Annotated in this window: 13 protein-coding genes and 1 pseudogene; 11 read left to right on the top strand and 3 right to left on the bottom strand. The window is 60.9% G+C overall.

Annotated elements, in window-relative coordinates; all coding sequences use genetic code 11:
* Positions 1-654 precede the first annotated feature (654 nt).
* Both IVA82_RS36650 and IVA82_RS36645 read right to left on the bottom strand, forming a co-directional pair.
* Entirely contained in the window at positions 655-1,161 is a 507-nt protein-coding gene (locus IVA82_RS36650; protein ID WP_247386321.1) for a pyridoxamine 5'-phosphate oxidase family protein, read from the bottom strand.
* 43 nt (positions 1,162-1,204) lie between these two features.
* Complete coding sequence (locus IVA82_RS36645; protein WP_346659688.1) at positions 1,205-2,587, bottom strand: cytochrome P450; 1,383 nt, start codon at positions 2,585-2,587, stop codon at positions 1,205-1,207.
* A 236-nt stretch (positions 2,588-2,823) separates the two neighbouring features.
* Between IVA82_RS36645 and IVA82_RS36640 the strand changes: the two genes are divergently transcribed.
* From IVA82_RS36640 to copD, 7 genes are all read left to right on the top strand, one after another.
* A complete protein-coding gene (locus tag IVA82_RS36640; protein WP_247386318.1) occupies positions 2,824-3,231 on the top strand; it encodes a hypothetical protein in 408 nt (135 codons plus the stop codon).
* A gap of 76 nt (positions 3,232-3,307) precedes the next feature.
* On the top strand, positions 3,308-3,610 hold the full coding sequence (locus IVA82_RS36635) for a hypothetical protein (RefSeq protein WP_247386316.1): 303 nt from the start codon (positions 3,308-3,310) through the stop codon (positions 3,608-3,610).
* A complete protein-coding gene (locus IVA82_RS36630) occupies positions 3,607-5,043 on the top strand; it encodes a TolC family protein (protein WP_247386315.1) in 1,437 nt (478 codons plus the stop codon). The genes IVA82_RS36635 and IVA82_RS36630 overlap by 4 nt, the downstream gene beginning before the upstream one ends.
* Before the next feature lie 13 nt (positions 5,044-5,056).
* Complete coding sequence (locus IVA82_RS36625; protein ID WP_247386308.1) at positions 5,057-6,433, top strand: copper oxidase; 1,377 nt, start codon at positions 5,057-5,059, stop codon at positions 6,431-6,433.
* A gap of 58 nt (positions 6,434-6,491) precedes the next feature.
* Positions 6,492-6,794: a copper-binding protein gene (locus IVA82_RS36620; protein ID WP_247386307.1), complete on the top strand. Its 303-nt coding sequence runs from the start codon at positions 6,492-6,494 to the stop codon at positions 6,792-6,794.
* A gap of 126 nt (positions 6,795-6,920) precedes the next feature.
* Complete coding sequence (gene copC / locus IVA82_RS36615; RefSeq protein ID WP_247386306.1) at positions 6,921-7,292, top strand: copper homeostasis periplasmic binding protein CopC; 372 nt, start codon at positions 6,921-6,923, stop codon at positions 7,290-7,292.
* Positions 7,292-8,221: a copper homeostasis membrane protein CopD gene (gene copD / locus IVA82_RS36610; RefSeq protein ID WP_247386305.1), complete on the top strand. Its 930-nt coding sequence runs from the start codon at positions 7,292-7,294 to the stop codon at positions 8,219-8,221. Before copC (IVA82_RS36615) ends, copD begins: the two co-directional genes overlap by 1 nt.
* 84 nt (positions 8,222-8,305) lie before the next feature.
* On the opposite strand, the gene copC (IVA82_RS36605) is transcribed toward copD, so the two are convergent.
* On the bottom strand, positions 8,306-8,680 hold the full coding sequence (copC, locus tag IVA82_RS36605) for a copper homeostasis periplasmic binding protein CopC (RefSeq protein WP_247386303.1): 375 nt from the start codon (positions 8,678-8,680) through the stop codon (positions 8,306-8,308).
* Between the two features lie 137 nt (positions 8,681-8,817).
* On the opposite strand from copC (IVA82_RS36605), the gene IVA82_RS36600 reads away from it, so the two are divergent.
* From IVA82_RS36600 to IVA82_RS36585, 4 genes and pseudogenes are all read left to right on the top strand, one after another.
* Positions 8,818-9,018 carry a hypothetical protein gene (locus IVA82_RS36600; RefSeq protein ID WP_247386302.1) on the top strand — a complete coding sequence of 67 codons (201 nt, stop codon included), beginning with the start codon at positions 8,818-8,820 and terminating at the stop codon, positions 9,016-9,018.
* A gap of 557 nt (positions 9,019-9,575) precedes the next feature.
* Positions 9,576-9,992 (top strand): hypothetical protein, encoded by a 417-nt coding sequence (locus tag IVA82_RS36595; protein WP_247386301.1) that lies wholly within the window; start codon positions 9,576-9,578, stop codon positions 9,990-9,992.
* Positions 9,993-10,341: 349 nt separating this feature from the next.
* Positions 10,342-10,848 carry a hypothetical protein gene (locus tag IVA82_RS36590; RefSeq protein WP_247386299.1) on the top strand — a complete coding sequence of 169 codons (507 nt, stop codon included), beginning with the start codon at positions 10,342-10,344 and terminating at the stop codon, positions 10,846-10,848.
* A gap of 174 nt (positions 10,849-11,022) precedes the next feature.
* Positions 11,023-11,244: pseudogene (locus IVA82_RS36585) on the top strand (SAM-dependent methyltransferase); the annotation flags it as partial.
* Positions 11,245-11,376 lie beyond the last annotated feature (132 nt).

The raw sequence follows: 11,376 nt of genomic DNA, 5'->3' as shown, positions 1-11,376 counted from the left end.
GATGAGCGCCCCAGCATCGGTCATCTCCGGAATGGAGGACGAAGTCGGAATGCGAGCCCGCAATGCTAGCTCCGCGATTCGGTCGCGGAGATCGATAAGAGTGGCGTCGGAGATGACCAGCAGTCCGTCTGGACGCGTCTTAGTTACTCTGTCGAACGTCGCATCAAAACGTTATCGTCGAATTTGACGGACTTTACGATCTGCCATCTGGTACGGTCGTGAAGATGGGTTCGACTGTGATCCGGCTAACGTTCCATTGCGAGCCATGCAAGAAAATCTTGAACCTCGTGGATTTTGATCGGATTGTTCATCGGCGTGGCGTATTCGGCAGCATCCTCCAGACCGGAACCATTGCGCTCGGGGACTCGTTCGCAATAACTGAGGAGAAATGCGAACCGATACCATACTCGGTCACGGACCGGATTCGCTGGTTCTTAAGCAAGGGGCAGGCGTCGGGAGCGGCCGTTGATCTTGTTTACGCCCTCGGCCTGCCTGTGTCTTCGGCGACGTCCATCCCGCGGCTACTGCAAAAAATCAGCGGCCTTTGGGCGAGTTGAGCTGAACAATCAATCAGCGTCGTCGGACGCGGGCTTGGCAAAATCGAATAGATTGACAGGTTCTCGCTGCAACAAGGATCGTTAGCGCTGCGTCGTGCTACTCAAGCTCGATCGTATGCGTTTCGGCGATCTCGCTTGCTCGGGCGGCTTCTCCCGTGGCACGCGCACGAATATAGGCCCAGGCATAGGTCAGTATCGATGCGGGCCGCGTCCAGTAACGTGCCCGATTGACCGTCACCTGGAGCATCGCGATTTCCGGATCGTCGGCGCCTAAGGGAAACCACACCCGGAATCCTTCCCGCCAGAGCTCTTTCAATTTGGCCGCGTCTTCGACCATCCGGGCGCGGCCGGTCACCGCGACGTAGTGATAATCCGACGGCCGGGCGTAGGAAATTAGAACCTGGCTATCGTGCGCAATTTCGCGCAGCTTCTCCGAATGCCTGAATGTGAGGAACCATAGCGTCCCGTCGAAGGCACGCTGCAGGCAACCCATCGGGCGCGCGTCAAGCGATCCGTCCGCCTCGACCGTGACAAGAAGCGCGGTGTGCTCCTTCCGGATGAGATCCCAGAGCTTGTTCCGATCCGCCTGTTTCGTTTCATGCATTGTATGCCTCCGAAAGGCTCGACTGAAACCAGAGCACCAGACTTCAGATCGGCGCGTCGCTCCGGCGGGGCGTTACGTGCATCGGCAAACCTTTGGCTGGACGGAGGGTGACGCGCTGTAGCGGCCAAACCTCGGCACCGGACGATAGCCGCATCTCGAACCGGTGCATCAGTGTAGCCAATACCAATGTCGCTTCCTGCAAGGCGAACGCAGCACCAATGCAGGTTCTCGGTCCCGTTCCGAACGGCAGATACGAAAAACGCCCAATTTTCTCCCGGGATTTTTCCAGGAAGCGCGTCGGATCGAACGCGAAGGGGCGATCCCATAGTCTTTGCTGTCGATGCAGGACGTAGGGGGCGACAACGACCAGGGATCCCCGTGGCACGGCGCAGGACCCCAGCGTGTCCGCCTGGCTCGCCATCCGGCTCAGCGCCGATATCGGCGGGTAAAGCCGCAGCGCTTCCTCGACGACGGCCTTGGTCACGATGAGACGGTTGATCAGACCATCATGCGGTCCACGCAATTCCCGATCAGCCTCCTCGCAGACGCATTTGCGCCAATACGGCGATTGGGACAAAAGAAAGAACGAGCAGCTCAGCGTGTTTGCAGTCGTTTCATGTCCAGCAGAGAGGAATGTCAGAATATTCGATTTGACTTCGCGAAGACTCATCGGCCTGCCGGTCGAAGGGTCTGTTGCACGCAGCAACAGCGTGAGAATATCCTCCGGAGCATCATTCCTTGCCCCCAGCCGCTGCTGCCGCCTGGCAATCATCTCGTCGACGATGTCCTCGAAATAGATAACCGTCCGCTTGAGCTGAGTTCGTCCGGGCCGCGGCACCTTGGGCGAAATGCCGAGCAGGTCGAACACACCGATCCGGCCAATCGTTTCGAAATAGGATCTCATCGCGAGACGAAACTCATCAAGATCGCCGGAGATTCCGTCAGAGAAGATTGTCAGGGCCAGCACGTTCAACGTCAGAAGGGTCATCTCGGCGGATATATCGATAGGCCCTTGCCGACCGATCCTCTTCCATCTGTCGGTGAGCGAATCGGCTGCGGACAACATCGGGCTTGTGAAGGAGACTATCGTCTTGCGCGCGAAGAGAGACGCCAGGGTCCTGCGCTGCGCCTGCCATCGGTTTCCTTCCACGCCGAGTAAACCATCTGCCAGACCTGCCGACAGGATCCGTCTCTGGATGGAATCCTTATCGTAGTTTTCCGCGTTATCGACGAGAACCCGCTTGATGGCGGAGGGATCGTTGACCAAAAAAGCCTGGCAAAACGGAAGCCTCACCCTCGAAATCGGCTCTCGAAAAAAGTCAGCGCTCCAGCATTCGAGAGGATTGCGCTTAAGGGTAAGCAGAAGTCTTGGAATTCCGAGCCGATGCTCGAGCGGAGTTGGTGCCGGCGGGCAGTATTCGCCGATACCGTCATCTCGCGGTGCATGCAGCGCGTGGGCGAATTTTCCAAGCTGCCAAATGACCCGTCAAGGTCTAGAGGGGCCATGAGGCGGAACCGAAAAGGGGCGCTTTATGGCAGCGACAGGTGGGTTCCAAACGGTCAAGGTGCCTAAATACCGGGCCGGCGCGCCGCGCCGATTGTCGATGCCACGACGGGAACCCCTTGGCGGAACCAGTGGAAGCCATTAGCGTGGGCTCACGCATGTCCATGCACTTGACCAGACGGAAACGGGCCAACGCCGGGTGGTTTGTCGCCCTGCTTTATCTGTTTTGCGTCCTCGCGCCGGGCGTAGCGCCTGCGTTTGGCAGCACCGCGCCCTGGCTGCCGAACGAGATCAAGCGGATGGCAGTCACGCACATGCACGAAGACTCGCGCGGCGGCTTGCATGAACACGCGGGCCACCACAGCGATGCTGGCCATGCCAAGCACACGCATGACAGCAAAACGTCGCCCGGGCCGTGTTGCGCGATGCTTTGCCTTTCCGCGATTGCAGCCGATTTACCGGCTGTCGCGAAGCCGGTGCAACCAATATCGGTTTGCGTCTCGGAAAATTTTCAGCGCCTGCCCGGCAAGGCGCCTCCTCTGCTCTACCGTCCCCCCATCGTCTGAGCTGACGTAACGACGCGGCACAGCGCGCGAGAGCGCGCGCGTGCCTGTGATCCATCGACAGCTCAGGAATTGATCCATGTCTGCGCAATTTGGGGCGAGGTTCGCCGCCGTTGGGACGGCCGGCGGACGCCCTTTCCGCAAAAACCTCGTGCTACGCGGGGTAGTCTTGGCGGCAACCGTCGCGGCGGCCGGCTGTACACCCACGACCACACGGCTCGCGGGAGCCGATCCCGCCGATCCCTCGGCAAGAGTCGCCGGCGTCGGATACCGGTCGACGGTCGCGCCCTACACCGGCCTGCGGCCGTCGACGCCAACGCCCTGGCGCGAGCGCAATGAAAAAGTCGCTCCGCAACCCGGCAATGGGCGGCAGCCGCGATGAGCCCCCGTCTTGCGATATCGGCGCCGTCGGCCGGTCTTTTGGTGATGGCTGGATTGGCCCTCTCCGGATGCGCCTCGTTCTCGCCGGACGCCGGCATGGCTGTCGTATCCGACGTGACAAGCCAGACCATCGGCAAGGATGTGGCGTTTCTCCGCTCGGCCGACGATGCCGAACGGGCGCGCGGCAGGGTACGGCAACTCCTCTCCCGCCCGCTAAGTGCCGATACCGCCGTGCAGGTCGCCCTCCTCAGCAACAAGAGCCTGCAAGCGGCCTACAACGAGCTAGCACTGGCGGAGACCGATCTCGTCCAGCAAAGCCTGCCGCCGAACCCGACCTTTTCCGTCTCCCGCATCGCGGGCAACGGCGCCAGCGAAATCGAACGGCAGGTCGTCGGCGACATCCTGGCGCTGGCGACGTTGCCGTTCCGCTCCGAGATTGCGCGCGACCGATTCCGTCAGGCGCAATTGCGCGCCGCACTCGAGACGCTGCGGCTCGCCGCTGACGTGAGGCGCGCATATTTTCGCAGCGTCGCGGCGAACGAGATGGTGGGCCTGCTGACGAACGCAAAGTCGACCGCGGAGTCGACGGCGCAGCTTGCCAAAAAGCTCGGCGAGACCGGTTCGCTCAACAAGCTCGATCAGGCCCGCGAGCAGGTGTTTTATGCCGAGACCACGGCCGACCTTGCGAGCGCGCGACAGAACGCGACGAGCGCGCGCGAGCAACTCGCGCGGTTGATGGGCCTATGGAACGACGATCTCGGATTCCGCCTGCCCGAACAGCTGCCGGTACTCCCGCGGCATCCGCAGGCCCTTCCAAGCATCGAAGCGGACGCCGTGGCTCACCGCATCGATCTGCAGATCGCGCGTATGGAGCTCGCGGCGCTGGCAAAATCGCTCGATCTCACCGAGGCGACGCGCTTCGTCACGCTGTTCGACGTCGCAGGCATCGACCGGCGCACTCGCGATCCCGAAGGTCCGCCGTTCTGCGAACGTGGTTTTGACGTGCAATTCCAGATCCCGGTGTTCGACGGCGGTGAGGTTCGGGTCCGCCAGGCGGCGGAAACTTACAACCAGGCCTTCAACCGCCTCACCGAGAAGGCGGTCAACGTGCGCTCGGAAGCACGCGACGCCTATCGCGTGTACCGATCAACGTACGACATCGCCAGCCACTACCAGCGCGAAATCCTGCCGCTGCGGAGCATCATCTCCGAGGAGATGCAGCTGCGCTTCTCCAGCATGCAGGTCGACGTCTTCGCGCTGTTGACCGAAGCGCGCCAGCGCATCGCCTCGCTGCGCGCGGCGATCGACGCCAAACGCGAATTCTGGCTGGCGCAATCCGAACTGAAAACCGTCGTCAATGGCGGCGGATTGCCTGGCAGGGAGACCCAGAAGGCAACGGCTACCGCCGCGCAGCCAAGCAGCGGCGCACACTGAACGGAGACTAACAATGTTTTCACGCAGAGGATTTCTCGGCACCGCCGCGCTGGTTGGTGCCAGCGCCGTCTCTGGCCGCGTCCAGGCAGCCGGCATTCCGGAGGCACCGACCATGGACAAGGCGGTGATGCAGCCTCCCTTGCATCCGACCAGCGGGCCCGAGTACCGGCCGGTGGTGACGCTGAACGGCTGGTCGCTGCCGTGGCGCATGAACGGCGACTGGAAGGAATTCCACCTGGTCGCCGAACCCGTGGTGCGCGAATTCGCCGAGGGAATGAAGGCCAATCTGTGGGGCTATAACGGCCAGGCGCCGGGACCGACGATCGAGGCGGTTGAAGGCGACAAGGTCCGCATCTTCGTCACCAACAAGCTGCCGGAGCACACCACCGTGCACTGGCACGGCATGATCATCCCCAGCGGAATGGACGGCGTCGGCGGCCTTACCCAGCCGCATATCAAGCCGGGCAAGACCTTCGTCTACGAATTCGAACTGAAGAAGAGCGGAACGTTCATGTACCACCCGCATTCCGACGAGATGGTCCAGATGGCGATGGGCATGATGGGCATGGTCGTCGTCCATCCGCGCAACCCGTCGTTCCGTCCGGTCGACCGCGACTTCGTGTTCATTATGAGCACCTATCTCATCGACCCCGGCACATACTTGCCAAAAGTCAATGAGATGACCGATTTCAACATGTGGACATGGAACAGCCGCGTGTTTCCCGGCATCGATCCGCTGCCGGTGCGGCTCGGCGACAAGGTCCGCGTGCGGATGGGCAATCTCAGCATGACCAACCATCCGATCCATCTGCATGGCCACCATTTCGCGGTGACCTGCACCGATGGCGGCTGGATTCCCGAGACCGCCCAACTCCCGGAAGCGACGACCGATGTTCCGGTGGGCGCAGTCCGCGTCTTCGACGTGCTTGCCGACAATCCCGGCGACTGGGCGTTCCATTGCCACAAGTCGCACCACACCATGAATGCGATGGGCCACGACATGCGCAACTTCATTGGCGTGTCGAAGAAGGACCTGGCGAAGGCTGTCGGCAAGCTCGCGCCCGACGCCATGGTGATGGGTTCGACCGGCATGGCGATGGGCGAAATGGCGATGCCTATGCCTGACAACACGCTGATGATGATGTCGGGCTCCGGCCAGTTCGGGCCGATCGAGATGGGCGGCATGTTCACGGTGATGAAGATCCGCGAGGGAATGGCGCGCGACGATTACAGCGATCCCGGTCCCTACAAATATCCGCAAGGCACCGTCGCCTACGAAATCGATGCGCCCCAAGCCGAACCACCTCGGCAGGGAAAACCGAAGGAGACGACGAAACCAGCCGAGATGAAGGGAATGAAAGACTTGAAGGGTATGAAACACACGCACTAACGGAACGGTCATTGTCAATTACCGCGGACCAAACCCACTCACGAAAGGAAGGAAGAAAATGAAGCTCAACAAGCTCGCAGTAGCAACCCTGGCACTCTCGCTTCTCTTTCCGCCTAGCGCATCCGCGCAGGACGCGATGGTCAAGGGCGAGGTGAAGAAGATCGATCAGGCCGCCGGCAAGATCACGCTCAGCCACGGACCCATCAAGAATCTGGATATGACCGACGAGAACATGACGATGGTGTTCCGCGTGCAGGACCCGGCGATGCTCAAGCAGGTCAAGGTAGGCGACAAGGTCCAATTCGCCGCCGAGCGCGAGGCCGCCGGCATCACCATCACAAAGATCGAGAAAGGGAAGTAAGTCCAGACCGCCGCAGACGGCGCAGCCTGCCTAGGTATGTACGCGGAGCCTGATTATCACCCTCGGCGTGCGTTGAACGTTGAACCTAGGCATCCACACGATTCGCAATCCCGAAGGAGAATCTACGTGTTCAAACTGACTACCATCGCAGCGATCACCACATTGACGGCAAGTTTGTGGAGCGGTTCCGCATATGCCCATCCGGAATTCCAATCGGCCGATCCCGCTCCCGGAGCGGCTACGACGACGTCGCCCAAGCAGATACGGATCACGTTCAACGAAAACGTGATCCCGAAAATGTCCGGTGTGGAGGTGAAGGACCAAACAGGCAAGACCATCGCGACCGGGAAGGCGACGACCGATCCGGCCAACAAGAAGTTGCTGGTCGTGCCGGTCAGCGAACAACTCCCGCCGGGCGACTACAAGGTCGAATGGCACGCGGTTTCGGGCGACACCCACCGGGTCAAGGGCAGTTTTTCATTCAGCGTGTCGCGCTGATGATCGATTTCGGACTCGTCGTCGTGCGGCTCCTGCACTACGCGGCGGTGACAACGCTTGCCGGTGTGTCGTTCTTTCCTCTGTACGCCTACGCATTTGCCGAACCAAAGGAGTTATCCCGCCGCCGGCACGCGGTCCTTCTCTCCGCCGGCGTCGGGGCGCTGCTCAGCGGCCTGCTTTGGTTCGTCTTCTCGGTCGCAAATATGAGCGGCAGCCTGGCCGACGTTGCCGATCATGAGGTTCTGTGGACAGTATTGAACGAAACGACATTCGGCGGCGTTTGGCTGGCGCGAATGCTTCTCACCGTCCTCATTCTCGGCGTCATGGCCGTCCGCCCGTTTTGGATGGGCATGGCCCGCCGAGATTTAGTCACGGCTTGTCTTGCCGCGATGCTGTTGGCGTCGTTGGCCGGAACGGGTCATGCCCAAATCGAGGAAGGGTGGATGATGGTAGTCCACGTCGTGTCCGACGCAGCGCACGTTCTGGCCGCCGGCGCATGGCTCGGTGGGCTGGTTCCGCTCGGATTCATCCTCCTCGACTATGCGAGGGGGGACGGGGAGCCGATCGTCGACGTGGACCGGGTTCTGCTGCGGTTCTCAAGCATGGGCTACGTGGCGGTGGCCACGCTCATCGTCTCGGGCCTCGTCAACAGCTGGTTCCTGGTCGGCTCGGTTTCCAATCTGCTCAAGACACCGTACGGGCAGATCCTTCTCGGCAAGCTGGCACTATTTGCTGCAATGCTGGCGCTTGCCGCCGCCAACAGATTCTGGCTCGTTCCGCGGATGATCGAGACGCGAGAAGATGCCGGGGAGCCGGCGGTGTGGCTCGGAAGGTTGCGCTACCACGTGCTCGGCGAGCAGTTCTTGGGCCTGATGGTTCTTCTTGCCGTCTCCGTTCTGGGGACCATGCGGCCGGCGGTGGGCCAATGATGCATCGGTTTCCGACCGGCCGCGTGCCGCGAAGATGAATCTGGCCGCGGACTCCTAGCCAGACGGCGCGATCAGGACCTGAGTTCAGCGCGCCACCTCGAACGAATACTCGCCCTTCACGTGGTGGGTATCTTGGGAAACGGCGTGCCACATGACCGTATAACGTCCCGCCGTCAACGGCCGCGGCAGCGGAACCACGAGTTGCCTTCGGTCCGCAGGATCGTTCACCGGCACCCCGGTGGCGACAGACTTCCCGGCCTCGTCCCTGAGCTCGACGCCCGAGAACTTCGCTATCACGCCCTCGCTGAAATTCAGTTTGATTTCCGTGGGGGAAGGCTTACTAGGACCACCCGTTGCAGGGCTGACGGACGTCAGTTTTGGATGCGCATCGGCCGAAGTGGCAAGCGCGCCAATCACCAGAGCTACGAGAGCGCCTATCGCTATCGAATTTCGCGACATTTTGGTTCCTTTCGTGTGAATATATCGATGCGTAGGGATTCCAACCGCTCTGTAGCCAGAGCCACAGGCTACCACCCCCGATAATTGTAGCCGTAGCCGTAATACTGGGGCCGGGAAGGATAGTATCGCGGATACCCATGGGCATCGTCATGGAGATCCCGAAGTGCGCGATGATAGGCACGATGCTCGCCACGACTGTAAAAACCGTCCTCGTGAGCGCGTTGGTGCGCGCCCGACAATTGGTCGTGGAACCGATCGTGAGAGTTGTAATCGAAGTTTTCGTCATCGTGAGCCAGAGCCGGCATCACGGGCAGGCTCAACACCACGGCAGCCGCTAGAAGCACTTTTCCTAAGGTCATGGTTTTCTCCTTTTGTTGAGTTACCCAATAGGCGCATGGGCTCCCCAACCTTAACTTCCCGGGAAAGCCTAACCGGGTCGATATGAACGGCAGCCGAATGGGCAATTCAACGATAGGTTATTTTGAGCTTTTCCGAACTTCGCCCCTGACATTCACGCGTTCTCGTTCCCGATGTCCGCCCGCAGAATGTTCCCGGTAGTGACTCCCCGCGCATCAGCGCGGCCCAAGATCGGACAAGACGATTGCATTAAACCGCTCCGTGGGTAGAGGAGTGTGTACCGTAAAGGTCGCGGGTTTGAAGTTTGTGTCCTGTCGGAACTCACCCGCATTCCACATCGGCGACAGCGCTTGCGCTCCGCATGAGACATGGATCTGACAGTCGGCCGCCGTGAGGTGATCGTTCGAGTCTAACCGGAGTCGACATCATGAACCGGTGAAAAGGCTAGGGAGCGCAATTCCCGCTTCGCTGAAGACGCGCCCGGTCCCTTGCGCTGGGACAGCTGAAAGCCTTGTTCAGCAGACGAAAGGAGAGACAGATGGCCACAACCGAAACGACAAAGACAGGCGTCGCTCTGCGAGGTACGATGCTCGGTACCGTTGGGCACCTGCTGGTAAGCCGCCAAGCGCTGCCGGTCATCGCCATTTTGTTTGCCGTCGCGCCTGCCGTCTTTGCAGCTCTGAATTGGAGCTGGTTGGTGGCGGCGGGGGTCGCATCGATCTTGCTCAGCGTGCTGCCATGTCTGGTGATGTGTGGCCTCGGTCTATGCATGCACAAGTTCGTCGGCCGCGCCGCTGCCCCCTATGCGAGCGAATCATTGGCCATCGATGGTTCGGACATCTCGACTCCAGCAGCGAGCGGGAGCTTGTCTGGCAGTGCCATGGGGTGCTGCTCGCGAAGCGGTGCGACCACGAACGAGGGCGTCACGCAACCGAGGGAGAAGATCGATGCGTAAATCCCCAGGATCGGCAGTGCTTGCGATCGCCCTTACCAGCGTTGCGGGCGCGCCGTCGCAGAATCCGACCATTTGCCGCGCCTGCACAGCGGGATGATGGGAAGCGAAACGGGCGGCATGATGGGTGGGATGATGGGCATGATGCAGAGCTGCGGCGCGATGATGCGGAATGGGTCCCGCAGCGGTCGCCCAAATGAGCAGTGGCGCGAGGACCGGCGCGCGGCGCCGGATGGCGGGCCAATGATTGGCTGGATGAAAAAAATTCCGAGGAGGAACAAGCGATGAGTTGGATCGATGTTGTGGACAGCAGGTGAACTCAAGGCAACGGAGGAAGAATATGCGCCAAAGAATGCTTCTGCTGGCGATAGTCGTCGCGAGCGCCACCTCAGCCGCTTCGATTGGGAGGACGGCTGCGCAGGGTATGACGGATGGAATGGGTTCGGGCATGATGCGGGGCGGCATGGGTCAGGGCATGATGAGACATGGAGTGGACCAGCAGCCGAACGATCGTCAGCCGATGCGCGGCGACATGGGCGGCATGATGTGCCCGATGATGCGCTCTGGCATGATGCAGGGTGGGATGATGGGCTCCGATATGATGGGCATGGGTAAGACGGCCGGGGGCTCCGACGGACTGTTTGGGTCGCGCGTGACGCCGATGATGAACCTGTCGGCCGAAGACGTGCGCGGATATCTGTCGTCGCAGCTCGAGCATCTCAACAACAAGCGGCTGAAATTGGGAGACATCAACAGCGGCGACGGGACGATCACCGCCGACATCGTTACGGTTGATAACTCGCTTGTGCAACGACTGAAAGTCGATCGGCACAGCGGCGCAATAACGTATGAAAACTGATTTGGCGAGCGGTGGTGCTGAGCCGCGCGTTACTGAGTGGTTGGTGGCCGTTGCCAACCAGTGCACGACGAAGCCGCGGCGCTCAGAAGAACGGAACCCGAACCGGTACAGAGCGCTAGTGATGTCCGCGACCTCTCACTGCGACTCGGACGACCTGATCTTCAGGAGTGCTCGATGGGCTTCTATAGCGACGTCATCCTGCCGAGGCTTTGCGATCTCGCGATGCGCAATAAGCAGCTTGTGCCTTATCGTGAGCGCGTGATCGGAGCGGCGGCAGGCAGGGTGCTCGAGATCGGCGTCGGCTCGGGAATGAACCTGCCATTCTATCGCCAGCCGGTGCTGGAGGTCCTCGCGCTCGAACCAGCACCGCGGCTCGTGACCATGGCTAAAAGCGCCTCAGAGACGACAAGCATGCCGGTCCGCTTCGTCGTAACCGGCATGAGGCCCCCACCTCGCCATCGCGAGGTTCGCCTGCGATACAGCCTGGCATGAGCTGATCGGTGGAGGTGAAGCGATGGCAAATGCCAT

The sequence above is a fragment of the Bradyrhizobium sp. 142 genome (assembly GCF_023074015.1).
Taxonomy (GTDB): Bacteria; Pseudomonadota; Alphaproteobacteria; order Rhizobiales; family Xanthobacteraceae; genus Bradyrhizobium.
Note: the sequence above shows the minus strand (reverse complement) of the source record. Positions and strands in the feature narration are given on the sequence as shown.

Bases quoted from the DNA above. Each gene is read 5' to 3' on its own strand.
- IVA82_RS36630 (WP_247386315.1), top strand. From the start codon at position 3,607: ATGAGCCCCCGTCTTGCGATATCGGCGCCGTCGGCCGGTCTTTTGGTG.
- IVA82_RS36635 (WP_247386316.1), top strand. From the start codon at position 3,308: ATGTCTGCGCAATTTGGGGCGAGGTTCGCCGCCGTTGGGACGGCCGGC.
- copD (WP_247386305.1), top strand. From the start codon at position 7,292: ATGATCGATTTCGGACTCGTCGTCGTGCGGCTCCTGCACTACGCGGCG.
- IVA82_RS36625 (WP_247386308.1), top strand. From the start codon at position 5,057: ATGTTTTCACGCAGAGGATTTCTCGGCACCGCCGCGCTGGTTGGTGCC.
- IVA82_RS36600 (WP_247386302.1), top strand. From the start codon at position 8,818: ATGGGCATCGTCATGGAGATCCCGAAGTGCGCGATGATAGGCACGATG.
- IVA82_RS36650 (WP_247386321.1), bottom strand. From the start codon at position 1,161: ATGCATGAAACGAAACAGGCGGATCGGAACAAGCTCTGGGATCTCATC.
- IVA82_RS36590 (WP_247386299.1), top strand. From the start codon at position 10,342: ATGCTTCTGCTGGCGATAGTCGTCGCGAGCGCCACCTCAGCCGCTTCG.
- IVA82_RS36640 (WP_247386318.1), top strand. From the start codon at position 2,824: ATGTCCATGCACTTGACCAGACGGAAACGGGCCAACGCCGGGTGGTTT.
- IVA82_RS36620 (WP_247386307.1), top strand. From the start codon at position 6,492: ATGAAGCTCAACAAGCTCGCAGTAGCAACCCTGGCACTCTCGCTTCTC.
- IVA82_RS36595 (WP_247386301.1), top strand. From the start codon at position 9,576: ATGGCCACAACCGAAACGACAAAGACAGGCGTCGCTCTGCGAGGTACG.
- copC (WP_247386303.1), bottom strand. From the start codon at position 8,680: ATGTCGCGAAATTCGATAGCGATAGGCGCTCTCGTAGCTCTGGTGATT.